Source organism: Algoriphagus algorifonticola (assembly GCF_007655305.1).
Classification (GTDB): Bacteria; Bacteroidota; Bacteroidia; order Cytophagales; family Cyclobacteriaceae; genus Algoriphagus; species Algoriphagus algorifonticola.
In genome coordinates, this window is record NZ_VLOG01000048.1 from 37,983 (window position 1) to 62,241 (window position 24,259).

General features: G+C 41.4%; 22 protein-coding genes. 16 read left to right on the forward strand and 6 right to left on the reverse strand.

Annotation, left to right across the window (positions count from 1 at the left end):
* The first annotated feature begins 123 nt into the window (after positions 1–123).
* Positions 124–1,803 (forward strand): sulfatase family protein, encoded by a 1,680-nt coding sequence (locus tag FL972_RS12540; protein ID WP_144605806.1) that lies wholly within the window; start codon positions 124–126, stop codon positions 1,801–1,803.
* A gap of 333 nt (positions 1,804–2,136) precedes the next feature.
* On the opposite strand, the gene FL972_RS12545 is transcribed toward FL972_RS12540, so the two are convergent.
* The 4 genes from FL972_RS12545 to ric (FL972_RS12560) all read right to left on the reverse strand — a co-directional run bounded on the left by FL972_RS12545 (position 2,137) and on the right by ric (FL972_RS12560) (position 5,549).
* The gene (locus FL972_RS12545; RefSeq protein WP_144605807.1) at positions 2,137–2,574 is read right to left on the reverse strand and encodes an RrF2 family transcriptional regulator; all 438 of its coding nucleotides are present in this window, start codon (positions 2,572–2,574) and stop codon (positions 2,137–2,139) included.
* Between the two features lie 111 nt (positions 2,575–2,685).
* Complete coding sequence (locus tag FL972_RS12550; RefSeq protein WP_144605808.1) at positions 2,686–3,237, reverse strand: fasciclin domain-containing protein; 552 nt, start codon at positions 3,235–3,237, stop codon at positions 2,686–2,688.
* A 452-nt stretch (positions 3,238–3,689) separates the two neighbouring features.
* A complete protein-coding gene (locus FL972_RS12555) occupies positions 3,690–4,811 on the reverse strand; it encodes a hypothetical protein (RefSeq protein WP_144605809.1) in 1,122 nt (373 codons plus the stop codon).
* A gap of 9 nt (positions 4,812–4,820) precedes the next feature.
* Positions 4,821–5,549, reverse strand: coding sequence for an iron-sulfur cluster repair di-iron protein (ric, locus tag FL972_RS12560; protein ID WP_144605810.1), 729 nt, complete (start codon positions 5,547–5,549; stop codon positions 4,821–4,823).
* A 460-nt stretch (positions 5,550–6,009) separates the two neighbouring features.
* On the opposite strand from ric (FL972_RS12560), the gene FL972_RS12565 reads away from it, so the two are divergent.
* The 14 genes from FL972_RS12565 to FL972_RS12635 all read left to right on the forward strand — a co-directional run bounded on the left by FL972_RS12565 (position 6,010) and on the right by FL972_RS12635 (position 20,319).
* Positions 6,010–8,130 (forward strand): ribonucleoside triphosphate reductase, encoded by a 2,121-nt coding sequence (locus FL972_RS12565; RefSeq protein ID WP_144605811.1) that lies wholly within the window; start codon positions 6,010–6,012, stop codon positions 8,128–8,130.
* Entirely contained in the window at positions 8,114–8,284 is a 171-nt protein-coding gene (gene nrdD / locus FL972_RS19680; RefSeq protein WP_144605812.1) for an anaerobic ribonucleoside-triphosphate reductase, read from the forward strand. Before FL972_RS12565 ends, nrdD begins: the two co-directional genes overlap by 17 nt.
* Position 8,285: 1 nt before the next feature.
* Positions 8,286–8,951 carry an anaerobic ribonucleoside-triphosphate reductase activating protein gene (locus FL972_RS12575; protein WP_144605813.1) on the forward strand — a complete coding sequence of 222 codons (666 nt, stop codon included), beginning with the start codon at positions 8,286–8,288 and terminating at the stop codon, positions 8,949–8,951.
* A 283-nt stretch (positions 8,952–9,234) separates the two neighbouring features.
* Positions 9,235–9,666, forward strand: a complete 432-nt coding sequence (locus FL972_RS12580; protein ID WP_144605814.1) for an RrF2 family transcriptional regulator — start codon at positions 9,235–9,237, stop codon at positions 9,664–9,666.
* A 48-nt stretch (positions 9,667–9,714) separates the two neighbouring features.
* Entirely contained in the window at positions 9,715–10,434 is a 720-nt protein-coding gene (gene ric / locus FL972_RS12585; protein ID WP_144605815.1) for an iron-sulfur cluster repair di-iron protein, read from the forward strand.
* Positions 10,435–10,461: 27 nt separating this feature from the next.
* The gene (locus tag FL972_RS19600) at positions 10,462–12,240 is read left to right on the forward strand and encodes a c-type cytochrome (protein ID WP_250161346.1); all 1,779 of its coding nucleotides are present in this window, start codon (positions 10,462–10,464) and stop codon (positions 12,238–12,240) included.
* A 21-nt stretch (positions 12,241–12,261) separates the two neighbouring features.
* Positions 12,262–14,220: a Sec-dependent nitrous-oxide reductase gene (nosZ, locus tag FL972_RS12595; protein ID WP_144605816.1), complete on the forward strand. Its 1,959-nt coding sequence runs from the start codon at positions 12,262–12,264 to the stop codon at positions 14,218–14,220.
* A 54-nt stretch (positions 14,221–14,274) separates the two neighbouring features.
* Positions 14,275–14,844, forward strand: a complete 570-nt coding sequence (locus FL972_RS12600; RefSeq protein ID WP_144605817.1) for a hypothetical protein — start codon at positions 14,275–14,277, stop codon at positions 14,842–14,844.
* Between the two features lie 48 nt (positions 14,845–14,892).
* Positions 14,893–15,321 (forward strand): nitrous oxide reductase accessory protein NosL, encoded by a 429-nt coding sequence (locus tag FL972_RS12605; RefSeq protein ID WP_144605818.1) that lies wholly within the window; start codon positions 14,893–14,895, stop codon positions 15,319–15,321.
* A gap of 20 nt (positions 15,322–15,341) precedes the next feature.
* Positions 15,342–16,577 carry a nitrous oxide reductase family maturation protein NosD gene (locus FL972_RS12610; protein WP_144605873.1) on the forward strand — a complete coding sequence of 412 codons (1,236 nt, stop codon included), beginning with the start codon at positions 15,342–15,344 and terminating at the stop codon, positions 16,575–16,577.
* On the forward strand, positions 16,561–17,304 hold the full coding sequence (locus FL972_RS12615) for an ABC transporter ATP-binding protein (RefSeq protein ID WP_144605819.1): 744 nt from the start codon (positions 16,561–16,563) through the stop codon (positions 17,302–17,304). Before FL972_RS12610 ends, FL972_RS12615 begins: the two co-directional genes overlap by 17 nt.
* Positions 17,297–18,064: an ABC transporter permease subunit gene (locus FL972_RS12620; protein WP_091649275.1), complete on the forward strand. Its 768-nt coding sequence runs from the start codon at positions 17,297–17,299 to the stop codon at positions 18,062–18,064. The genes FL972_RS12615 and FL972_RS12620 overlap by 8 nt, the downstream gene beginning before the upstream one ends.
* Positions 18,065–18,750: 686 nt before the next feature.
* Entirely contained in the window at positions 18,751–19,245 is a 495-nt protein-coding gene (locus FL972_RS12630; RefSeq protein ID WP_144605820.1) for a cupin domain-containing protein, read from the forward strand.
* 534 nt (positions 19,246–19,779) lie between these two features.
* Positions 19,780–20,319 (forward strand): SRPBCC family protein, encoded by a 540-nt coding sequence (locus tag FL972_RS12635; protein WP_144605821.1) that lies wholly within the window; start codon positions 19,780–19,782, stop codon positions 20,317–20,319.
* 53 nt (positions 20,320–20,372) lie between these two features.
* On the opposite strand, the gene FL972_RS12640 is transcribed toward FL972_RS12635, so the two are convergent.
* Both FL972_RS12640 and FL972_RS12645 read right to left on the reverse strand, forming a co-directional pair.
* The gene (locus FL972_RS12640; protein WP_144605822.1) at positions 20,373–21,221 is read right to left on the reverse strand and encodes an N-acetylmuramoyl-L-alanine amidase-like domain-containing protein; all 849 of its coding nucleotides are present in this window, start codon (positions 21,219–21,221) and stop codon (positions 20,373–20,375) included.
* A gap of 153 nt (positions 21,222–21,374) precedes the next feature.
* Positions 21,375–23,543: a TonB-dependent receptor gene (locus tag FL972_RS12645; RefSeq protein ID WP_144605823.1), complete on the reverse strand. Its 2,169-nt coding sequence runs from the start codon at positions 23,541–23,543 to the stop codon at positions 21,375–21,377.
* A gap of 187 nt (positions 23,544–23,730) precedes the next feature.
* Here FL972_RS12645 and FL972_RS12650 point away from each other — a divergent pair, with 187 nt between their 5' ends.
* Positions 23,731–24,222, forward strand: coding sequence for a ferritin-like domain-containing protein (locus FL972_RS12650; protein ID WP_144605824.1), 492 nt, complete (start codon positions 23,731–23,733; stop codon positions 24,220–24,222).
* The last annotated feature ends 37 nt before the right edge of the window (positions 24,223–24,259 follow it).

The following is a 24,259-nucleotide window of genomic DNA, read 5'->3' on the forward strand; positions in this document are numbered from 1 at the left end:
GAAAGCCAACTTGACTATTCGGGCAATTTTTTCGATTAAGAGGGGCAATTATGTGAACGGGTAATTTTGTCTCCATAAGTTTTTTAGATTTAGGGTATCTCACTAAACCCAGCAATAAATCTTATGAGACGATCCTTAAGCCTATTTTACATCAGTTTTTCCCTAATCGCTATTTTTTCCTGTCAATCCCCTGAGGAGAAGAAAAGCCCTCCCAACATTGTATTCATCATGTCAGATGATCATGCCTATCAGGCTATTTCAGCCTATAGCGATCATTTGATAGAAACTCCCAATATTGATAGGATAGCAAAAATGGGGATGCTTTTTACCAATGCCACGGTGACGAATTCCATCTGTGCTCCTAGCAGGGCTACTATATTGACTGGCTTACATTCCCATTTGAATGGAAAGGTCGATAATTACTTTCCCTTCGATACTACCAACGTCACCTTTCCTCAACTCTTTCATGAAGCGGGTTATCAAACTGCTATGTTTGGAAAGCTTCATTTCGGAAATAATCCTAAAGGATTTGATCAGTTTAAAATTCTACCTGGTCAGGGAGTTTATTACAATCCTACATTTATTACCAAAAACGAGGGTAGGATAGAAGTGGAGGGCTACGTGACCGATGTGATCACTGACATGACTTTAGATTGGCTTCAGAATGAGAGAAAAACCGACCAGCCTTTTATGCTAATGTATTTGCATAAAGCTCCTCATAGGGAATGGGCACCCGCGGGAAGGCATTTGGAAGAGTTTACTCAAAGGACATTCCCTGAACCTGCTACTTTGTTTGATGACTACTCTGGAAGAGGAAGGGCTGCAAAAGAAGCGGAAATGAATTTGCTCAAACACATGAACTGGGCAGGTGATTCCAAAATATATCCGGAAGTCTTGAAAGAACTGGGCATTCCACCGACTTCTGACTGGGATTGGAGAGCATTGGAAAATGAAATTGGAAGAATGAATCCTGAGCAAAGGGCAACTTGGGATAAATACTATAGACCTATAGCTGACTCCCTTAAAAAGACCTATGCATCCATGTCGCAGGAGGATTTGATGCGATGGAGATATCAGCGCTACATGCAAGATTACTTGGCTACCATTAAAGCTGTTGATGAAAACGTGGGTCGAGTTTTGGATTATTTGGAAGAGAATGGGTTGATGGAAAATACCATTGTCGTTTACACCTCAGATCAGGGCTTTTATCTAGGAGAGCATGGCTGGTTTGATAAGCGATTTGTCTATGATGAGTCTTTCAAAACTCCATTGTTGGTGGCTTGGCCGGGAAAGGTTAAGCCAGGGACCAAATCAGATGAGATGGTTCAAAATCTAGACTTTGCTCAAACCCTACTCGAAGCAGCAGGAATTCCGGCTCCTTCACATATGCAGGGTGAAAGTCTTTTGCCTTTGCTCAAAGGTGAAAATGAAAAATGGACCAGAGATGCAGTTTACTATCATTATTATGAATACCCATCCGTTCATATGGTTAAAAGGCATTATGCGGTAGTAACCAAGGAGTACAAGCTGACGCACTACTATTATGATGTGGACGAATGGGAGTTGATTGATAGGATCAAAGATCCGAAAGAACTCCAGAATGTCTATGATGATCCAGCTTATGCCCAAGTGAAAAAGGAGCTACATCAAAAGTTAGATGACTTAAGAAAAAAATATGGAGATAACTCTGAGATTTCTCAGCGGTATCTGAATGAATACTTAGATCACCTGGAAAAGACCCAACAGTTTGGTGGGGGGAATAAGGAGGTGACTAAGCAATTGTTGGAAAATAGGAAAAAATGAAATTCCATTCTTAGACTTTAAATATTTAAATGTTAATAAGCCCAGAACTTAATTTATCTGGGCTTTTTCTTTTTTCCTGAAAAAGGGAACTGCTTTTTTGGCTATTTGCTTTGAAAAATCCTATATCCACTCAGTTAAACTGAAAATTCAAAAAAGTAAGGCAGTTTCTTAATCTATAAAAGTAACTCCCAAATAAAATATTATTAAGCTTCCTCAAATTGATTTTTAATTAATCTCTGGAAGGGTCTATTAAAAAAGACAGCTAATTGAAGAATGATTAGCCTCCTAACCAATTAAAATTGCATGATTTTCGGGCGGCATACTCGATGAAAATCAAATTATATTTCCCAATTGGGTTTGGCCCTTGATCACTTCTACGGCAAGGTGTTTGAGACTCTTTGAGGTTAGCATAATATCAATTTCTTTACGGACCTTTACTACTTCGAAATGAAGTGGGCAGGGATTTTTTTCTGAGCATTTATGAAGCCCCAAGCTACATCCCGAAAATAGCTGATCTCCATCCACGATTTTGACCACGTCTTTCAAATTGAAATTTGCATGGGATTCATCTGCAAAAAAGCCTCCATTAGGGCCTTTGATTGATCCCACAATCTTGGCTTTTGTGAGATTCTGTAAAATTTTGGCAGTAAACGCCTCAGGAGCACCTATTTTTTGGCCAATTTCCTTAGCACTAACCTTCCTGTCTTCGAGACTTTGAGTCCAAATGTAAATCACGGACTTGATAGCGTACTTGGTAGCTTGGGAGAACATATTGGATAATTTTATCCGAAATATAACCTTCACTTATTAAAGGAAAAAAGCCGGAAGTAGCAAAACCCCGGCCTTTCAAGAAAAACCCTAAGAAAATTCTTAAATAGTCTCCTATTTTGGAAGTAGGACTTGGTCAATGACGTGGATGATACCATTGGATGCGGTGACAGTACCGATAATTTTTGCTCCATTAATGGTTACCGTTCCATCTTCGGCAACAGTGACGGTGACTGATCGACCATCTGCTGTTCCAAGATTCCTGGCATTTACAAAATCACCGGGTTTGTAAACTCCCAGTAAAACATGGTATTCGAGGATGTCTCGAAGTTTTCGTTGATTCTCTGGTTTGATTAGATCATCTAGAGTACCGGCGGGTAATTCATCAAACGCGGTGTTGGTGGGAGCAAAGACTGTAAATGGTCCAACATTGGTCAAAGCATCTACATAGTCTGCGGCTTTCAATGCCGCCACAAGTGTGCTGTGATCTGTAGAGCCAATGGCTACTTGTACCACATTAGGATTGGAAACATCGTCCACAACAGAAGATTGTCCAGGCCCTGGAGCAGACTCAGCGGTAGAAGTTGTGCTTTCTGTGGCCTGACCGCCACAAGACCAGGCGGCCAGGGCCAGAAACAAAGAAGGGAGATAAAGCAACTTTTTCATAGTGAAGAGAGATAAGAATTTGGATCTTTTTGAAAGTTGAATGCTTAAGGTTATTGAATCATCAGTTAAATGTAAATGCTATAAAAATAAAAGACAAATAAATCCTTTATTATTTTTTAAAAATCTTAAGAAAATTTATATTAATATATATAAGGTTATTTTAGCGAGATAATTTTATCCTATTTAATAGGTTGGTTCGCCAGTATTCAAGTATGAAAACGCATACAGAAATTAATTTATTAGCTTATTTTTTAAATGATTGAGTAAAACAATCCTCGATACTCGAGGCGACTATTTAAATTGAGATCTTTTGAAATCGAGCAAAAGAGGGTGATAAGTTCTTGATGTGAAAAAACTTGATGCCCGAAATCTCGGATTCCCCAGAGTAGTTTGAAAATAAATCTTTTACCTTCTGAAAACTTGGTTTACGACTTGGGATCCTGAAAATAAGCTCAATGAAGTATCTTTTTCCTGCCTTCTCTGTAAATTTTGTTCCCAGATTGGTTGGAAGTACCACCTTTCCCTATTTTCCAGATAATAATTCCTGCCATCAGCACAAACTGAATCAAAATCAAGTACCCATTCGCTATTCCTAATACTTTGCGCAGCTCATATTCACCTAGGATACTAGTCACAATCCTTCCAAAAAGACTAAGCTGAAAACCGATCCAGGTGATCCAAAGAACCGGATGATAAGGGGTCTCCCTGATCCCAAAAATTGTGGGGAAAATAATCGGAGCATGTGCCCAAATCATGGAAAAAGTAAATCCCAAAAAGAAGGTGTGAAGCATCAAGTCGTAGTATAAGGCGTGATTTTCCATTCCCATCAAAATCAAGCCATGGATCCCCAGCCATAAATATCCGACCTGTAATCCAATCCCGATATAGCGGAATTGGGCAGCTTTGCGTGAGGCCACCTTTGCCATGTCAAAAACCAACAACCATGCAGCAATCAATAGGGCTGAAATTCCCATAATCTCATTGCCCCAAGCGTGAAAGGGAACGATCAAGCCCACAGTGAATAGGGCAAGGAGAGATTTTAAGGCGTTTTGTGACCAGGACGGGACTGGTAAAAACTGGCTCAATTCAAGCCGTTCGCCTACAATAGTAAACAGGAGGAGGCCAATCCACCAAATACTTCCCGCCGCAATCAATCCAGTCTGCCATGCAAGAAAATTGCCGATAAACCAGGAGACCGCACCTCCATACAGCAACGCGGAGTGGAATTTTGGTTGCTTCAGGGTTTGCAGGTGCATAATCAAGCTTAGCCCAAGAGACCCTGTGGTCAATAGGAGCAAACCGACTTCAGAGAGACCAAGGAGAAAAACGAAAACTGAAATCCCGGTAAGGAAAGGAATCAAAAGCCATGTTTTTTTTGCCATGGCCATGGCCCGCTCCAAAGAAATCAAAGTACCCAAGAATCCACCCGTCATAATCAATCCATGTTGACTTGCGGCTTCGGCAAGGGGGAGCGCTGGGTAGCCAAGCCTGATCCAGCCTCCGGATATCCCGGCCACCAAACCCAAAAGAATAAAGGGGAGCAGGTAGAAGGCCTTGAATGAGGAGGAAATCATTTCTTTCAATTAGTTTATGCTCTGGTCAGGTTTCAAGGAAATGGCTTCGGGGAATAAGATATTATGCTCCAAGTGCATATGCTTCTGAAGATTTACATCAAATTCCTGAAGTAATGCAAAGGCTACTTTGTAGGTGTTGCAGGCATAAGAGGGAGGATTGTAATCATTTGAAAGTCTCCGGATCTCTTCCAAACACGCTCCTTCTTGAGCATGATCCTCCATTAATTGGTAGATCAATTCTCGGATTTTCTGGAAATTTGAGCTTAAAAGCAGTTTTTTTCTCTTTTCGTCTGTGCAAATCTTGCGGATGAACGGAAAAACTATCAGTTCCTCCTGTTCTAAATGTCTTTTTAAATCTTCGGTGGAATCTTCAAAAAGGGCTTTGATTTTTTTGAGCTGAGGTTCATGGGCGCCGTGAACCTTGACGACTCGCTTTAGGAATTTCCGGATTAGTGGAATCCGTTCCCGCAGCATGGCGTGATGCTTATTTTCAATATAGTTAGCCAAAAGGGTTAGAGGCCAACTTTTGTAATCGAAGTGGTCCTCAGAAGGTTGGGTGAATGCTTCGACAAGTTTTTCAAACAAAAGGTGGGGGTCTACCTTTTTTTGAGTGCATGCCTCCTGAATTTTCTGATCTCCTTTGCAACAAAAATCTATTCCGAAAGTCCGGAATACCAAAGCAGCTCTGTAATCCTTTGAGACTATTTCGCTTATGGGTAGTTCTGCGATATTTTTCATATAATAAAGGATATTGGTGTCCTCTTTTTAAAGTTAAGAAAAGGGACGGCGTCCCAGATTCGTGTATAAAGTTACAAATCTATTATTAAAAGATAAAAAAGTCCTTTAATAATTTTCTCAACTTTTTATTTCTAAGACTTAAGATCTATGGATTTCACTTGAGAGATAATTTTTTAATTTTTGCAGATGAAAAATCATTCTGAATTCATTAGCATATAAAATTCTAGGTATTTTTTTTAGTAAATAGTCATTTAAGGCTAAAATAAAAGAATTTTGATTAGCTAACTTCATAGGGTAACCAATTTATATTTTCAAAAATGAATTGAGGATACCTTGTTTCGATAAAAATTCATGATAAATATCATGCTGGAATCTGAGGAATATTAGTTCAGATTTTTTTCAGTTGGCTCGCTTTTTATTCAATATTAAAGGATAAAATAATCCCTTAATTAAATGAAATATGGAACAATATGTGATCAAAAGAAATGGAGAATATGAGCCTTTTGCCTCCTTTAAGATTGAAGACGCCCTGAAAAAAGGCTTTTATAGTGTGTCAGAAACTTATAATTCCTTGGTTTTTGATCGAATACTCAGAAATTTAGCTTCCAAGACCACATGGGTGGTTGAAGAGATTCAGGATTTAATCGAAAAGGAGCTTTTTCAGTCGGGTTACTTTCAGGTCATGCGGTCCTATATGCTCTACCGTCATACCCGAAAACTCCAGCGTGAACATGTGGCTGGACTCAACGATGACACCACCTATGTGGACAGTACCCAGACAATCGAAGAATATATCCAGCAGACTGACTGGCGGATCAATGCCAACGCCAACACTTCCTACTCCAATGCAGGCTTGGTCAATAATGTGGCAGGAAAAATCATAGCCAACTACTGGCTTGATAAAGTTTATACCAAAGAGGAAGGCTATGCTCATCGCAATGGAGATATCCATATCCATGATTTGGACTGCTTGACCGGCTATTGTGCAGGTTGGAGCTTAAGGGGCTTGCTCAATGAAGGATTCAATGGGGTGCGAGGCCGGGTTGAAAGCCGTCCACCGGCACATTTTCGAGAAGCTTTGGGACAAATGGCCAATTTTCTAGGGATACTCCAAAGTGAATGGGCTGGTGCACAGGCATTCAGTTCTTTTGATACCTATTTGGCTCCGTATGTATTTAAGGACCAGCTTAATTACAAGGAGATTGTGAAAGCCATTCGCTCTTTTGTCTATAATCTCAATGTGCCTGCGAGATGGGGGCAATCGCCTTTCACCAATGTGACACTCGACTGGGTGGTGCCTGAGGATCTAAAAGACCAAATGCCAACAAAAAATGATCTTCACTTATTTCAGGGAATTGATTCTGATTTGTTGATGGAAAAGGCGAAAAAGCGAGGAGTTCATTCCTTGGAAGAACTCACCTACAAGCATTTCCAACCTGAGATGGAGCTGATCAACAAGGCCTACTATACGATCATGACAGAAGGAGATGCGAATGGGCAGCCTTTTACATTTCCAATCCCCACGGTCAATATCACCGAAGACTTTGACTGGTACGGACCCAATACGGATTTGCTATTTGAAAACACGGCCAAAATTGGGTCTTCTTATTTTCAAAATTTCATCGGAAGTCAATACACGCTAGATGAAAAGGGTCAAAAGGTTGAAAATCCAAATGCTTACAAACCCAATGCTGTTCGATCGATGTGCTGTAGACTTCAACTCGACTTGCGGGAGTTGCTCAAGCGGGGAAATGGACTCTTTGGAAGTGCCGAGATGACTGGAAGTATCGGGGTGGTGACGATCAATATGGCACGCTTGGGCTACCTATACTCCGGAAATAAGGCGGGGCTTTATGAGCGATTGGACTACCTGATGCAAATCTCCAAATCCACCCTGGAGAAAAAGCGTGTTTTCATTCAGGAAATGTTCGACCGGGGGCTTTATCCTTACACCAAGCGCTATCTGAAGCATTTCCGAAATCACTTTTCCACCATTGGCGTGAATGGATTAAATGAAATGATTCTGAATTATTCCCAGGGAAAAGAAGATATCACGGGACACTTCGGACAAAATTTTGCCGCTGAGCTCCTCGAATACATCCGAAATCGCATGAAAGAATTTCAGGAAGAAACCGGAAACCTTTATAATCTCGAGGCCACCCCGGCAGAAGGGACGACTTATCGTTTTGCCAAAGAGGACAAGAAACGATTTCCCGATATCATCCAGGCTGGAATGGAGGAAAACATATATTATACCAATAGTTCTCAAATCCCGGTGGACTACACCGATGATCCATTTGAGGCTTTAATGCTACAGGACGAACTCCAATGTAAGTACACCGGAGGTACCGTGCTGCACCTGTACATGAGGGAAAAAATCTCTTCGCCTGAGGCTTGTCGCCGACTGGTGAAGAAGGTGCTTTCCAACTTCAAGTTGCCTTACATCACCGTCACTCCGGTATTCAGTATTTGTCCGGTACATGGATACCTCAACGGCGAACATGAATACTGCCCGCATTGCGATGAAGATCTACTCAATTCACTTAACCAAAAACCAATAAACTATGCAGACAAGCACTGAACACATCGAAACCCAAACCAAGCTCCAACTCCATGAGGAAAAACGTACCAAATGTCTCGTTTACACCCGCGTGATGGGCTACCACCGACCTGTAGAAAGTTTTAACATCGGCAAAAAAGGTGAACACAAGCAGCGCACCCACTTCGTCGAATAGCATGGAAAAGGGGAGACCTGTTTTTAGTATCTCCCCTTTTACAATGCTGGATTTTCCAGACCGAACAGCCTGCATCCTTTGGTTTGCCGGCTGCAACATGCGCTGCGACTACTGCTACAATCCCGAGATCGTTCTTGGCAAAGGCAAGCTGAGTTGGGCTCATGTCAGGGAATTTCTGCAAAGCCGCCGTCACTTGCTGGATGGGGTGGTGTTCAGCGGAGGCGAATGCACGATGCATCCTCAGTTGATTCCATTTGTAAGGGAGGTGAAAAAGATGGGGTTTGAGGTGAAAATCGACACCAACGGCAGCCGGCCTGAGGTAATTAGACAGCTAATTATCGAAGATTTGCTGCACTATGTGGCCCTTGATTTTAAATCTTTACCAGAAAAGTATTGGGAAATTACCCGATCTGATTTGTTTTGGTCTTTTGAGAAAACTTTGGAAATCATGGTCTCGTCTTCCGTTCCCTTTGAGGTTCGGACTACAGTTCATTCGGAGCAATTGAGGGCATCCGACCTTGATGCCATGAACACCTGGCTAAGGGGGAAAGGCTATTTCGGAAGCTATTACTTGCAGCCTTTTCGGGGAGATAAGCAGACTCTTGGCGATTTGGGTGAGAGCAAAAAGCCAGGTTTAAAAAGCAGGGTGGGGGTGTGGAGGAAATGAATGATGGATTTATGAAGAGATGCCAGATGAGCAGCATTCATACAAATACCTGCCTTTTTTAATTCACTTGGTATTATGATCGCTTCAAATATTGAAATTTTTTCCGCAATTCCTTCCCGCTCCTAACCTTTAAAAGATGTTTTTAATAATGATGAGGCACATACAGATGAGGTGAAATTCAAGAAATAACTTTTTAAACCGAATTTCTAATAAAAAAATATTACAGGATATTTTTATCTTTTATTAATTTTCTATTACATTTGAGACATCAATCGGAACGAAGATGTTTTCCAAAGCCTGTAAGTACGCAATAAATTCGATGGTTTTTCTAGCCACTTTACCGGAAGGAAAAGAGCGTGCGGGGATCAAGGATATTGCTTTTGCGATAAATTCTCCGGAAGCCTTTACCGCAAAAATCCTTCAAACTTTGGTGAGAGAGAATCTTCTTCTATCTATCAAAGGCCCAAATGGAGGCTTTGAAATTAGTGAAGAGGGCAGAAAATCAACTCTTTATAGGATTGTGCAGGTCATTGACGGGGACTCGATCTTCATTGGCTGTGCGCTGGGACTACAGGAGTGTTCCGAGGCCCATCCCTGTGCGGTTCATCATAAGTTTAAGGCTATCCGGGATCACCTGACCGGCATGATGATGACCACTTCTCTACAGGATATGGCCCTTGGGATTCAAAGTGGGGTAAGCTTCTTAAAAACTTAAAAAATTTACCAATATAAAAGATAAAAATATCCTTTAAAATCAACTCAAATGGCAACTATCACTGACAAAAAAGTAGGCAAAATTGTAGCCGAGAATTTTCGAACCGCAAAGGTATTTACAGAATATGGGATCGACTTCTGTTGCAAAGGAGGTGTAAAACTATCCGATGCCTGTAGCACAAGAGGCCTCGACTTGGATGAAGTAGTCGAAAAGCTTGAAACAATCATGCAAGTGGCGGATCAGAGCCCATACCAGGATATGTCTCTCAGCCAATTGATTGACCATATTGTGAGTATCCATCACAAGTATGTCGAAGATACTCTTCCTGCTTTGAAATTTTATCTCGATAAAATTGAGCGGGTTCATGGCGACCGTCATCCAGAACTGACCCATATCCGCCAGGAGTTTTTTGAAGCTGCAGATGCACTGACCATCCATATGAAGAAGGAAGAATTTGTGCTTTTCCCTTACATCAAAGCAATGGAAGAAGCCAAGTCCAACAGATTCCCGCTTTCAAAGCCACATTTTGGACATATCGAAAACCCGATTTCTATGATGGAAGACGAGCATGACACAGAAGGGGAGCGGTTTAGAAGAATTGACTCCTTGACTCAGGGATATACTGCACCTGCGGATGCTTGTCAAACTTACCGGGTTGCATTTTCTATGCTGCAGGAGTTTGAGCAGGATTTACATACCCATATTCATTTGGAAAACAATGTATTGTTTCCAAAGGCGACGGTGCTTTATACAGAATTAAACTCTTAAAAATAAACCCCTTTTAGTCCGAATATCATGAGGATTTCAAAACCAAACGAACTCTTTATTCGCATCTGGAACCGATGGGCAGTAGGATTTTTCCTGATCGCTGCGCTTTTGGGTGTGACTATGAGAGCATTTTATATCGTGGAAATCCCCGTTCTCGAATACCGTCATATTCTCCATACCCATTCTCATTTAGCCCTTTTGGGATGGGGATTTATGATGCTGATGGGAACCATGATATTCGAGCTGGAAGGAAAAGCAAGCTATGGGGAAAAATACGGATGGCTATTCATAGCCTTGCTCATTTCCCTGCTCGGAATGCTGTTTTCTTTTCCAGTGCAAGGCTATGGAGTAGTGAGTATTACCTTTTCTACCCTGTTTGTGCTCATTTCCTATGCATTGATCTTCAAGCTTTGGAAGACCCTAGGGCAAAAAGAATACACGCTAGGCATTCGGCTGATTCGCTGGTCTTTGATCGGGTATTTGATCTCGACCTTGGGGCTATGGGCTTTGGGGCCTGTGACAGCCACTTTGGGACGGATGCATGAATTGTATTTCATGACCATTCAGTGGTTTTTGCACTTCCAACTCAATGCCTGGTTTGTGCTCGGAACACTTGGCATGATCGTTTTTTTTGCAGAAAAAAGAGGTATTAAGATCTTATTGTCCAGCTTTCAGCAGGGACTGTTAATTGGGTCTGTATTCTTGACTTTTGCCTTAGCTATTACCTGGGCGAAACCTTCACCTATCTTCTTTTGGATTAATTCCTTGGCCGTAATAATTCAGGCCTTGGCGTACTACATCCTTCTCCAAAAAGTTCTAAAGACTCTTCCAAGGCTTTTCCCTCAGCCCTTTACAAAAATGCTGATCCTGCTTGCTTTGGGAAGCTTGGTAGCCAAGGCTTTTCTTCAGGTTCTTCTGGTATTTCCGGAGGTTGCTGTGATTTCTTATACCATCCGAATGTATGTCATCGGCTTCCTTCATCTGGTTATGCTGGGAGCAATGACTTTCGGAATAGTGGGTTTAGCCATGGAAGAAGGCAGACTTCCTTCTACGCTTTCTTCCAAAATTGGATGGAGCCTCATTTTGGGAGGTTTTCTTGGAACAGAACTTCTCCTCTTTGGTCAAGGTACCCTGGTCTGGATGCAGTTGGGATACCTTTCATGGTATCACCTAGGACTGTTTGTTTTTTCTGTCCTTTTCCCTTTAGGTCTTGCCTTGTCCTTTATCAGTCTGTTTTCCGGTCCATATGTACAAAACCAATCTTTCTTAAAGTATCCCAACTCTAATCAACTCAATGTCGAAACTATGAAAAAAGTGATGATTTGGTCCTTGGGCATCGTAGCGATGCTGATGACCTCCTGTGGTGGTGGAAGCGAATCACAGTCTTCCTCCTCCGAATCGGGTTCTCCTGCTGCTGAAGCAGCTGCACCTGTTGCCGATCCCAAAGGGATAGGCGAAATAAAATCGGTTGATCTCGGACCGGGTGTCAACGCAACCTTGGCTGACCAGGGTAAAGCTATCGTGGACATGAAGTGTACGGCCTGTCACCAGCTCAATGACAAGCGTCTGGTGGGCCCGGGTTTTCAGGGTGTAACCAATCGACGTCGTCCGGAATGGATCATGAATATGATTACCAATGTGGACGTGATGCTGGATCAAGACCCCGAAGCACAAAAGCTTCTGGAAGAATGTCTTACCAGAATGCCAAATCAAAATATCTCCATGAATGATGCAAGAGGTATTCTGGAGTTTATGAGAAAAAATGACGAAGAAAAAGCAGGCCAGCGCGATGCTGCCGTGAAATAACCCAGTTAAACTAAAATCCAAATGAAAACAAACAAATGGCTACTTGCTGCAGGTCTGATTGCGGCAGCAATAGCGCCCGGATGTAAGCCCAAAGGAGCCCAAAGTGCCATCACAGGTGATGCGGCTGCTAAGGTCTATGTAGCGCCAGGACAGCATGATGAGTTTTACAACATTGTCTCTGGTGGTTTTAATGGTCAAATGTCCGTCGTAGGTCTTCCCTCCGGTCGGGTATTGAAAATTCTCCCTGTTTTTTCCGTTCACCCGGAAAATGGCTGGGGTTACTCTGAACAATCCAAGCCCATGCTCAATACTGCAAACGGTTTTGTGCCTTGGGATGACTTGCACCACATCGCAATTTCCACAACCAATGCAGAACACGATGCCAGATGGGCCTTTGGAAATGCAAACAATACCCCGAGGATTGCAAGGGTAGATTTGAACAGTTTTAAGACAGTGGAAATCATCGAGATTCCTAATTCTGCCGGTAACCACTCCTCGCCTTTCATTACTCAAAACACCGAGTATGTGGTGGCGGGTACCCGTTTCTCAGTGCCTGTTGGCGATAATCAGGACGTGTCTATTGACTCCTACAAGGAGAATTTCAAAGGCTATATTTCCTTTATCGGGGTGAATCAGGAGACTGGGGAAATGAACCTTTCTTTCCAGATTGAAGCACCGCCATTCAACTTTGACTTGGCCCGAGCCGGTAAAAATAAATCTCATGGTTGGTTCTTCTTCTCTACCTACAATACCGAAATGGCTCATACACTTTTGGAAGTGAATGCTTCCCAAAAGGATAAGGACTTTATCATGGCGGTCAACTGGAAAAAAGCAGAAGAATATGTGAAAGCCGGAAAAGGCACCAAGAAAAAAGCAAGGTATGCTCACAACAAGTGGAATGAAGAAACGCATTCTGCTACCTCCACGATCATGGAGGAGGTGTTAACTTTGGACCCAACTGTGTTGAAAGACATTGTTTATTTCATCCCATGTCCAAAGTCTCCACATGGTACTGATACCGACCCAACTGGAGAATACATCATCGGTTCAGGTAAGTTGGCAGCGATCATTCCGGTTTTCTCCTTCACCAAAATGCTGGCCGCAATCGAAAAGAAAGATTTTGAAGGAGATATCCAGGGCATGCCGGTTTTGAAATATGAATCAGTACTACATGGCGAAGTTCAAAAACCAGGTTTAGGTCCTTTGCACACGGAATTTGATGGAAAAGGAAATGCCTACACATCCATGTTTGTGTCCTCAGAGATCGTGAAATGGAATATCGAGACCCTTGAAGTGCTGGATAGAGCGCCTACCTATTATTCAGTAGGTCACTTGAGTATCCCAGGTGGACCTACCGGAAAACCTCATGGTAAGTATCTGGTGGCTTACAACAAAATCACCAAAGACAGGTACCTACCTACCGGCCCCGAACTGGCCCACTCAGCTCAGCTCTACGATATCTCGGGAGATAAAATGCAGTTGCTTCTCGACTTTCCTACCATTGGTGAGCCTCACTATGCAGAAGCCTTTCCTGCCTCTTTGATCAAAGACCGTCAGGTGAAATTCTATCCAATCGAAAAAAATAACAGCCCTTATGCCCTCAAAGGAATTAATGACGCCCGAGTGGAGCGAAAAGGCAATCAGGTACACGTGTATATGACTTCCATCCGATCCAACTTCCGACCTGACAATATCGAAGGGGTACAGGTAGGGGATGAGGTATACTTCCACGTCACCAACTTGGAGCAAGACTGGGATGTGCCTCACGGATTTGCAATCAAAGGAGCCAATACTGCGGAGCTCTTGATTATGCCGGGAGAGACTTCTACGCTGAAATGGATACCCGATCGCGTAGGGGTGTTCCCATTCTACTGTACCGACTTCTGTTCGGCACTTCACCAAGAGATGCAAGGCTATCTGAGAGTTTCGCCTAAAGGGTCGAATGTCTCGCTGAAATACTCCACAGGAGCCTCTGAATAAAACTATCCACTTTCGCCGGTGGGAATCTCCACCGGCGATTTTCAAAAATTGATTATGAAATCCCTCAGCCTCACCAATCGGATATTGCTTTTACTGGCGGTATTGACTTTGATTCCTGCGTATTTCACTCCACTTTGGCAGATTAGCCTCTGGGCTCCTCAATATCCTGAGGGTCTGAATATGAAGATTTGGATCGACCAGCTTAGTGGTAATGTGGACCAGATCAACGGCGTCAACCACTACATCGGAATGAAGCATATCGGGGTAGAGATGTTTCCTGAATTCAATTACCTAAAGTATGTGATTGGTGCGATGATCGGACTAGGTCTGATCTTTTTCTTAGTGGGAAAAAGATGGTCGATTTACTCCTTTCTGGGGCTTCTTTCCGCCTTTGGTATTGCTATTCTGGTGGATATGTACCTCTGGGGCTATGAGTATGGCCATGAGCTTGACCCAAAGGCAGCTATCAAAGTAGAGGGAATGAGCTACCAGCCACCTCTAATTGGTTATAAACAACTTCTAAACTTCTTGGCGTATTCCGGTCCTGATACCGGTAGCTGGATATTGATAGGAGGAATGGGCCTCTTGATATTGGCTGTTTACCTGGATTGGAAAGGAAAATAAATCTCATCCACCTGCTGAATTAAAAACTTTCATTTAACCCAACTGATCATGAAACGAATACTGATTGCTCTGATCCCAATTCTGATGTCTTGCAATGCAGACCCGCGTCCGATTGTACTAGGGCAGGACGCTTGTCACCATTGCAAAATGACCCTGATGGATCCAAAGTTTGGGGCAGAATTGGTTACAGAAAAAGGGAAAATATTCATTTTCGACGATGTCAACTGTTTGCTTGGCTATATGGATTCTGAGGAGGGAAAAGGCCAGGTGTTTAAACATATACTTGTTATGGACTACCTGAATCCAGGCACCTTACTGGATGCCAATTTCGCCCATTACCTCAAATCTCCCGAATTTAAAACTCCCATGGCTTCTGAAGTGGTTGCTTTCCCGGACTACCAATTATTAAAAAAATATAAAGTCAAAAATGGTGGGGTGTACCTCGCCTGGGGAGAATTAACCACTCAATTTAAGTGATGCTCAAACTCAGAAAAGCCATGAACCGAATCTTTTCATTTATTTTGATTTTGTGCCTGTACGCCATCCATGCAGAGGCAGGCAAAGTCATTCTCAAGCCCGGACAATCCATTCAAGCAGCAGTAGATCGCTCAGCTGCAGGGGATACTTTGATTTTCTCCCCTGGAATTTATCAAGCTTCGGCAGTGACAATACGAAAGCCTTTGAGTTTAATCGGAAATAATCACCCGGTCATGGACGGTGAGAATAAAGGCAATATTTTTCTGGTAGCTTCCGAAAATGTACTGATCCGGGGCCTGAAATTTATCCGAACCGGGAAATCCAACATGGACGACTCTGCGGCAATCAAGTTCTTTGATTCCAAAAATTGCGTCATTGAAAATAATATTTTGGTGGATACTTTTTTTGGATTACACTTTTCCAACTCCTCAAATCTGACCATCCGAAACAATAAAGTGAATGCATCGGCTAGTCGGGAATTTGAAGTAGGAAACGGTATTCATCTCTGGAAATGCAAGGACAGCCTGATAGAGAAAAATGAGGTCTCTGGTCATCGAGATGGTATTTACCTCGAGTTTGTGACCAATACTCTAGCAAAGGAAAACTTCATCCAAGGCAATATGCGCTATGGGCTTCACTTTATGTTTGCTCATAACAATACCTATCTGAAAAACACCTTCAAAAGAAATGGAGCCGGTGTTGCGGTCATGTATACTAAAAACGTCACAATGCAGGAAAACCGATTTGAAGAAAACTGGGGAAGCAGTGCCTATGGAATTTTGTTGAAAGATATATCAGACAGCAAAGTGATCGGCAATGTCTTTCTGAAAAACACAGTTGGGATCTACATGGAAGGCAGCAGCCGAATCGATTTTAAAGAAAATACTTTTAAAGAAAACGGTTGGGCTCTCAAGCTGATGGCGAGCTGTGACCAAAATCTATTCCAAGCCAACAACTTCACAAGAAACACCTTTGATATCAGTACGAATGGCAACTTAGTACTCAACCAACTTAATGAAAACTACTGGGACAAATACGAAGGTTATGATCTCAATCGAGACAGAATCGGTGATGTGCCTTTTCGTCCTATTAATCTTTATAGTGTGATTGTGGAAAAAATTCCTGCATCAGTTATGCTTTGGAGGAGTTTTCTGGTGACCTTATTAGATAGGATGGAAAAAATCCTTCCTACCATGACCCCAGATGAAATGATTGATCATTCACCCAAAATGAGACCCTATGATTTCGGTACATAACATATCCAAAAAATTTGGCAAGCTGCAAGTGCTCAATGAATTCAATCTGGAATTTGAGCTCGGCAACAGCTATGCGCTCATGGGGCCAAACGGCTCCGGCAAAACTACCCTGATCAAAACCATCCTCGGTATGGTGATTCCTGATAGTGGGGATATTAGGGTGGGAAATCAGTCTATCAAAGGTGATGTGTCCTATCGGAAACAGATTGGCTATATGCCTCAGATTGGGCACTACCCGGCCAATATAAAAATCGGTCAGCTATTTTCGATGATGAAAGACATGCGTCCCGAAATCAAAAAATACGATTTGGAGCTTGTAGAAGCTTATGGCCTCGAAGAAATGAAAGATAAAGCTATGGGGACACTTTCTGGCGGTACTCGCCAAAAAGTCTCTGCAGCCTTGGCTTTTCTTTTCCACCCAAGCATTCTTATTCTCGATGAGCCTACTGCCGGGCTTGATCCCATTGCCGTTGAGGTACTTAAAGCCAAAATCAAAAAGGAACGGGATCAGGGGAAGCTGATTCTGATTACTTCCCATATTCTCAGTGATCTGGAAGAGCTGACTAACCGTGCGATTTACATTTACGAAGGAGAGGTGTTTTTCTCCAACACCATTGAAGAGCTGAAGGAAATCACCGGAGAGAGCAAGTTTTCCCCGGCAATTGCCAAGCTGATGGAGTGGACCCTAAAAAAGAAGTCAAAAAAAACCATACTGAATCATGTTTAAGCTACTCAAATACGCGCTATACGACATTCTGAAATCCCGCTTTGCGATCATTTATACCGTTTTTCTGGCATTGGTAGCGATTTCGATTTATCAGGTTTCGGACGATCTGAGCAAAGTTTCTCTGAGTCTGATGAACATCATGATCCTGTTTATTCCGTTGATTTCGGCGGTTTTTGCCACTACCCATTTTTACAATAACCTGGAGTTTATCGAGTTGATGCTGGCTCAGCCGGTAAAGCGGATTCATGTGTTTCTCAGCCAACTCCTGGCCGTTGTGATTATGTTGAGTTTATCTATTTTGCTAGGATTTGGACTTCCCATGCTACTTTGGGGTGCTGATAGCAGCTTAATCACGCTACTGGTTGTTGGAGTAGTACTAAGCTCAGTCTTTGCAGGATTTGCATTTTTGGCGAGCGTACTTACTAGGGACAAAGCCAAAGCCATCGGTATAAGTTTGGCACTGTGGATTTACTTTTCCTTGGTCTATGATGGTTTAGTCTTGTACATCATTTACAGTTTTGCCGATTATCCTCTGGAAAAAGCCACCTTGGCATTGGTTATGTTAAATCCTGTTGACCTGGGAAGAATACTCATGTTGATGCAGTTGGATATTTCGGCCTTAATGGGCTATACAGGGGCATTTTTCCAACAGTTCTTTTCCAGTGGATCAGGCATTTTTATTGCCACATTTGCATTGTTGATATGGATGCTTGTTCCGAATTATCTTGCCACTCGGATTTTTAGAAAAAGGGATTTTTGATCTCATAGCTTAAAACTCAACTGGTTATAAGTCGGGTTGTCTTATACTTTAATTTTTCAGGAATTCGTTTTCAATTCGAAGGATGTTTATCGGATGTACAATGCTTTCAATCATTAGTTTGTACATTTTTTTATCAATGAGATGGATTTGCGTCTGATCGATCATTAGATCAATTTGAAAAAAATATGGAGATAACTCTGAGATTTCTCAGCGATATCTAAATGAATACTTGGATCACCTGGAAAAGACCCAGCAGTTTGGTGGGGGCAATAAGGAGGTGACCAAAGAGCTATTGGAAAATAGAAAGTCTGAGATGGAATAATCTATTATTTCACTCCCAAGAGTCGAAATGGAAGCATAAAAATGCCTCGAACAAAGTCGAATGAAATATCTATGGCAAGGCCCAGTAATTTGAATGGAAGCAAAAGCAACCAGACAAATGGGTAGAGAATTAAAGCTATGATCGCAATGGGCCAGCAAAGCACCAGAAGGATTAACCAAAGTAGAAAGTTGAGCATAGATAATTTAATAGTAAATTAATAGAACAAAGAAAATGCCTAAATAATTTATTCATTGATTTAGAGTGTTTTATAAAAAATTGCATCAAGGAGGTGCTACAATTTCGGACACCTGTTGTCCTATTATTCGAAATAATCTTAAAATTGTAGGATCTAAACTTTAGGTAAATGAAAAGCACTGAATCAGCCTTTGAAAAGGCTGAAAGACTAATGGATGTATTTGGTTTTGATATCGTCAAATTTGATAGAAATAGACCATGGGGAGGATTCTTGGTGATCCATGAAAATCAGGCAAAAAAATTTGCCAAACAATTTTTTCCGGAGGAGGATTTTGAAGCATTAAAAATTTCTGAAAAGTTAAGTCCCAAAATATTACTTGTGGCACCTGAAAAAAGGCTAAGTTGGCAATATCATTTTAGAAGAGCAGAAATCTGGCGATGCATTGATGGAAAGGTTAAAGTAGCCACCAGTATGACAGATGAGGAAAAGGATGTAATCACTCTTGAAAAAGGAGATAAAATAAAATTACAGCAAGGAGAAAGACATCGCCTGATAGGTTTGGAGGATTGGAGTATGGTGGCTGAAATCTGGCAGCACATAGATGCGACAAACCCCTCAGATGAGGATGATATTGTAAGACTCCAGGACGATTTTGGAAGATAATATTTGCTTTTCAATTCAGAAGTTTCTGAAAATCAACATGAGGGTAAGAGACCGGAAGGGAACCAAAATCATTCTAGATGGGATGGCAGTCTTTATATTTTAAAGGAAACTTTGATCAGTGTTTATCTTTTCTTCGCTACAAGTGAATTAACTAGACTAAAAGAAGCAACGTATTTGGGCGAAAGCGAACTTTTGCCCCAATTATTTAAATTGAATGAATAATCTTAATGTATCATGTACCAGGGGGGAAGGTATTTTAAGTTCTGAGATGATTAGATAAAATTAGAAAATTTAATTTTTCGGATATTTCTCAATCATGGCATTTATCCCATTTTTTTGATTGACTGGCTAGAAGATAAATATTTCGACTCCGCTTAGTAGAGGTTGTCGAAGCTTCTGGTTTTGATATTTTGGGTCTATTCTTAGCCATATATTTTACTTACAGATAAAAACGCGAATACATATTTTATTTTTTTCAAATTATATTTTTTGAGGATAAAAATATAAATTTAATAAGACCAAACACCTTGCACTATGAAAATTCTAAAGTATGTGGGGCTTATAGTCCTGATCATTATTGCTGTTCCCTTGATTTCTGCCCTTTTCATCTCAAGGGATTATGGAGTCGTTGAAAAAGTCATTATCGAAAGACCGATTGCCGAAGTTTACGAGTTTACCAAGTATCTGAAAAATCAGGATCAATTCAGTAAATGGGCGCTGATGGATCCCGAAATGGAAAAGTATTATGAGGGTGAAGACGGAACGGTAGGTTTTGTCGCAGGATGGAAAAGTGAAAACCCTGATGTTGGACATGGAGAGCAGGAGATTTTAGCAATCAAGGAGATGGAGAGGATAGACTATGAGCTAAGATTCATCGAGCCTTTTGAAAGTACTGACAAGGCTTACTTGGCTTATGAACCTCTAGGCCCTAATCAAACAGAAGTGACTTGGGGATTTGAGGGACACATGAGTTACCCCATGAATGTCATGATTCCCTTGATGAATATAGAAAATATGCTGGCTGAGGATTTTCAAACTGGTTTATCCAACCTTAAAAAGGTCATGGAAAAATAGCATCAGAAGGAGTAGAGATTAAGAGCTCAATTCCTCTACAGGATTTGAGCTTTTTATTTTGAAAGCTCGACCAGTCTGCCTACCATGATTCCAGATTGAGTTCTATTTGCCTGCAAATAATCATGCAGTGGGAGCATAGAGATTTCCACTTCTTTATTTTTGGAGCTGGCATGCAAAAGATGAATTCTTCCATTTTTTTCAATGGCAAAGCCGACATGTACCATGTCTAGGTTGGGGATTGTAGTGGTGATGGCAATGATGTCTCCTGACTGAATTTTTTCTTCCACTGAGTGGATTTGGTCCTTGGGAATAAAATAATAAGATCGTTGAGCTATTGCAGATTCAATTTTCCGCAATTGGTCAACATTTTCTTTTTGACTCAATTGGGGATAAAACTGTGGGTTTTCAGTCATAAATGAAGGCTTATTGGTATAAGAAACCCCACCTATTGCCTGAGTCATATCCATGACAATTCCTTTTTGCTCATTGTCATAAATCCAATCTGAGAAATAATGAAGTCTACTGGTATAGCCTTTGTTTTCTCCCTGTCTGTATCGAATCTTCTCTAATTCCTCTTCAAAGTCCTTCATGCTGAATTTCCCCATTTGACTTATTCGGGTGAGTCCAAGGACAGTTTCCACAAATGTAGTGCAATCCACACCCATTAGATTGATAACCAATTGCTCAGGACCTGGACCCTCCAATGTTTTTTCCACATAGGGAGTTTTTAAAAAAGACTGACCTATCTCAATAGCTTGGAGATGGATTGGGTTGTTTGGGTTATTTTCTAGAGAGAGGTTTTCAAGTGTGCTTTCTAATTTTTCCCTGCTTTGAAGGTCGCAGACAGTCTGAGCAGAGAGCTTAAATGATAGAATGAAAAAAAGTATAAAAAAGCGTTTCATTAGGAATGGAAGTTTAGAATTATTGAATTGACCAAATTTGAATTGGCACTGTGCATTGAAGGTACAAAGTATTTTTTTGACCACTTTTAATAGGAATTAGAATTTAGATCGACTTTTTGTTCCTTGAAATTCAAAGAGCTCGTTTTCTAAGACTTACAGTGAAAGCTTAAATCCACCATTGATTACAAATCCATCGACAGGGGCATAAATGTCCCTGAATTGGGGGTCACTGATATTTCCTGTGAAAATGGTGTCAAATCTGGTTTGTCGAGTATCTAAGAAGTTTTCGAAATTGAGAAATAAGGAAAAGGATTCTCCCAATTTTTTTTCTGTCATCAGACCCATAATCCAAAATGATTCGCCTGTTTCGCCATCGTTCAAAAGCTGTGGACTGTAGTAATAAGCTTCCAATCCTATCCAAAAATTATCATGCTTCTCATACATCAACACATTATTCAGCCTATGCTTGGCTACTAGGGGATAAGGGCTGCTTTGATTTTGGAAGCTCTGGATAACGTCCGCAAAGGTATAGCCTGTAAATAGCTTCAAATCCTTATAATTCCATTTTAAATTCAGCTCCAGACCCTGGGTTCGGAAGTAGCCACCATTTTGTTGAAATTCGAATACAGCGCCATTTCTGACTAGCAATAATGGGTCTTGAATTCGGGTATAAAATAGCAAGCTGTTCATCACCAGAGATAGTTCTTCACCTAATGAAACCTTGTAGTTAATATCAAAATTTGCTCCTCCGGATCTTTCAGCTTCCAGTTCCCTTGGATTAATTGGAAGAATATTTCTGAATTGGAGACGCTCAGCATCTTCCGTAAAAACTGTCGGGGACTTGTAACCCAATCCTCCTCCTAAGCGAAAAGTCCAGGCATTTGAGGGTTCGTACATGAATGAAATCTTTGGAAGGGGAAAAATGCCATAGTCTTTCTGATAATCCAATCTGAGCCCGGATTCTATTGTCCATTTTTCAGATGTATTCCAGATGTTCTGAACAAATACCCCTACTGTATTTAGGGTGTAATCGAGTTGTTGATTCAAATTACCTTGCTGCTGCGTAAAGCGATCTGTCCAGAGATTTAGACCGGTAATCCATTCAGTTTTAGAGTTGGCAGTGCTAAGATTGATCTCGCTGAAGGATAGCATTTGCCTTCCGGAAAATTGATAATCGGGAATGAAAATACTCCTATCATAAAAGCTAAAAGTATTTTTAAAAGTTAGCCCGGAGTTATCAGCGAATTGATTAAAATATTTCAGTTCGGTGGATATTCTTTCAGTCTGATTTTTTTCGAAATAAGGGTTTGCTACAGATTCGCCTTGAATAAAGTCTACATTTCCACCCAGTCGTTTTTCAGTCATCAAATTCAGTCCGGCTACGATTTCAGACTGTTCATTGACCTCCCAAAATAATTTTGGATTGAGCGTAAATCTATCAAATTTCGGAATTGCTGTCAGGCCAATATCTGCAGGATCATAGGCTGTACCCTTGTTGTAAGAGGTAAAAATAGTAGTCCCGAACTTTTCACCTTTGGCCGAATAAAAGGCGCTCGCATCCAAGCCTAGCGCGGAGGTTCCATTGAGCATCAAAGAAAGTTCTGGACTCTCTCCCGGAGTTTTTGAAATTAGGTTCACTAGCCCGGCAATAGCTCCTCCTCCGTAAAGGGTGGAAGCAGATCCTTTGATGACTTCCACCTGTGCCAAGTCCAAAGGCGCAATTTGCATAAGACTCAGGCCTCCGGAATAGCCTGAATAAAGTGGCAATCCATCTCTCAGCAGTTGGGTGTATTTTCCGTCCAAACCTTGAATCCGTATGCTGGAATTATAGCTGGTGGCAGATGTTTGTTGGGTTTGGATACCTGTACTTTCATTTAGAAGCATACGAATATCTCCGGGTTTCATATTGCCCTTTTCAGACAGTTCTTCGCCGGCGATAATCTCTACTCGGGTGGGTACATCTTCTATTACTCTACTGCTACGATTAGACTGAACGACCAATTCCTCCAGTTCTTCATCTGTATGTTTGAGGAAAAATATTTCCGGTGCACTTCCTGCCTCCAGTGGAATTGATCGCTTGATTTGGATGGGTTGGTAACCTAAAAATCTGATCTCAAATAAATAGGTGCCATCAGGAATATTGTCAATCTGAACCATCCCAGACTCATCTGAAATGTCTCCTATCCCCAATGATGGAATTGAAATGCTGGCCCCTGGGAGAGGATCCCTTGTTTCGTAGTCTTTGATTTGAGCTCTAAAGCTATGTTGCGCCAGAGCCTGATTTATGCAGAAAAAAGTAATAGCCAGGGTTAGAAGTTTCATGCTCCAAATGTATCATTCCTGAGCCTGAGAAAATTGAATTTTTCCAAAAAGGGAGAAAATTAGCTGTGGTCTGTCTACTACCAAGAGTGAAGGATAATTTGGAGAAATAATAAGTCTTATAACTAATTTTCTTAAACATTTTGGGTGTAAAAGGCTTTAATAAGTAAACCAACGTATTGATTTTAACATGAAAAGATTCACATTTTTATTTGTTTTTATGATGGCATGGGTGCTGGAAGTCAATGGACAGGCAGCCACTACTGCTAAACTGCAGGAAACTTTGGAAGACCTGGTTAGCCTAGACAGATTAGTGAGACAGGTTCACTGGAATGCGAGGGGAACTGCTGCCTATTCTTTACACGAATTAACGGGCGAGTTTCATGCGGACTTGGATTCTCAGCAGGATATTTTTGCTGAGCAGCTTTCAATATTGGGTGTAGATCCCGTAGTCTCGTTTGAGAAGCTGACCCAAAACGTACACGCAGTTCCCAATGCCAATCAAAAGCATATGAGAAAAGTCGGAATTGATTTATTGATTAAGCATTACCAACAAATGATTAATCAAGTCAAGGAAAGAATGAAAGGAATTGATGATTTAGTGGTTGAAGATCATTTTATCGGTTTAAGAGCCATGCTGGAATTACAACAATGGAAACTGAAACTAGAACAAGAGATTTAAAAAAAAGCTGCCGTTTGGCAGCTTTTTTTATGTTCAA

Excerpts from the sequence above, each read along its gene's own strand:
- FL972_RS12540 (WP_144605806.1), top strand. The coding sequence starts at position 124 with ATGAGACGATCCTTAAGCCTATTTTACATCAGTTTTTCCCTAATCGCT.
- FL972_RS12545 (WP_144605807.1), bottom strand. The coding sequence starts at position 2,574 with ATGTTCTCCCAAGCTACCAAGTACGCTATCAAGTCCGTGATTTACATT.
- FL972_RS12550 (WP_144605808.1), bottom strand. The coding sequence starts at position 3,237 with ATGAAAAAGTTGCTTTATCTCCCTTCTTTGTTTCTGGCCCTGGCCGCC.
- FL972_RS12555 (WP_144605809.1), bottom strand. The coding sequence starts at position 4,811 with ATGATTTCCTCCTCATTCAAGGCCTTCTACCTGCTCCCCTTTATTCTT.
- ric (WP_144605810.1), bottom strand. The coding sequence starts at position 5,549 with ATGAAAAATATCGCAGAACTACCCATAAGCGAAATAGTCTCAAAGGAT.
- FL972_RS12565 (WP_144605811.1), top strand. The coding sequence starts at position 6,010 with ATGGAACAATATGTGATCAAAAGAAATGGAGAATATGAGCCTTTTGCC.
- nrdD (WP_144605812.1), top strand. The coding sequence starts at position 8,114 with ATGCAGACAAGCACTGAACACATCGAAACCCAAACCAAGCTCCAACTC.
- FL972_RS12575 (WP_144605813.1), top strand. The coding sequence starts at position 8,286 with ATGGAAAAGGGGAGACCTGTTTTTAGTATCTCCCCTTTTACAATGCTG.
- FL972_RS12580 (WP_144605814.1), top strand. The coding sequence starts at position 9,235 with ATGTTTTCCAAAGCCTGTAAGTACGCAATAAATTCGATGGTTTTTCTA.
- ric (WP_144605815.1), top strand. The coding sequence starts at position 9,715 with ATGGCAACTATCACTGACAAAAAAGTAGGCAAAATTGTAGCCGAGAAT.
- FL972_RS19600 (WP_250161346.1), top strand. The coding sequence starts at position 10,462 with ATGAGGATTTCAAAACCAAACGAACTCTTTATTCGCATCTGGAACCGA.
- nosZ (WP_144605816.1), top strand. The coding sequence starts at position 12,262 with ATGAAAACAAACAAATGGCTACTTGCTGCAGGTCTGATTGCGGCAGCA.
- FL972_RS12600 (WP_144605817.1), top strand. The coding sequence starts at position 14,275 with ATGAAATCCCTCAGCCTCACCAATCGGATATTGCTTTTACTGGCGGTA.
- FL972_RS12605 (WP_144605818.1), top strand. The coding sequence starts at position 14,893 with ATGAAACGAATACTGATTGCTCTGATCCCAATTCTGATGTCTTGCAAT.
- FL972_RS12610 (WP_144605873.1), top strand. The coding sequence starts at position 15,342 with ATGAACCGAATCTTTTCATTTATTTTGATTTTGTGCCTGTACGCCATC.
- FL972_RS12615 (WP_144605819.1), top strand. The coding sequence starts at position 16,561 with ATGATTTCGGTACATAACATATCCAAAAAATTTGGCAAGCTGCAAGTG.
- FL972_RS12620 (WP_091649275.1), top strand. The coding sequence starts at position 17,297 with ATGTTTAAGCTACTCAAATACGCGCTATACGACATTCTGAAATCCCGC.
- FL972_RS12630 (WP_144605820.1), top strand. The coding sequence starts at position 18,751 with ATGAAAAGCACTGAATCAGCCTTTGAAAAGGCTGAAAGACTAATGGAT.
- FL972_RS12635 (WP_144605821.1), top strand. The coding sequence starts at position 19,780 with ATGAAAATTCTAAAGTATGTGGGGCTTATAGTCCTGATCATTATTGCT.
- FL972_RS12640 (WP_144605822.1), bottom strand. The coding sequence starts at position 21,221 with ATGAAACGCTTTTTTATACTTTTTTTCATTCTATCATTTAAGCTCTCT.
- FL972_RS12645 (WP_144605823.1), bottom strand. The coding sequence starts at position 23,543 with ATGAAACTTCTAACCCTGGCTATTACTTTTTTCTGCATAAATCAGGCT.
- FL972_RS12650 (WP_144605824.1), top strand. The coding sequence starts at position 23,731 with ATGAAAAGATTCACATTTTTATTTGTTTTTATGATGGCATGGGTGCTG.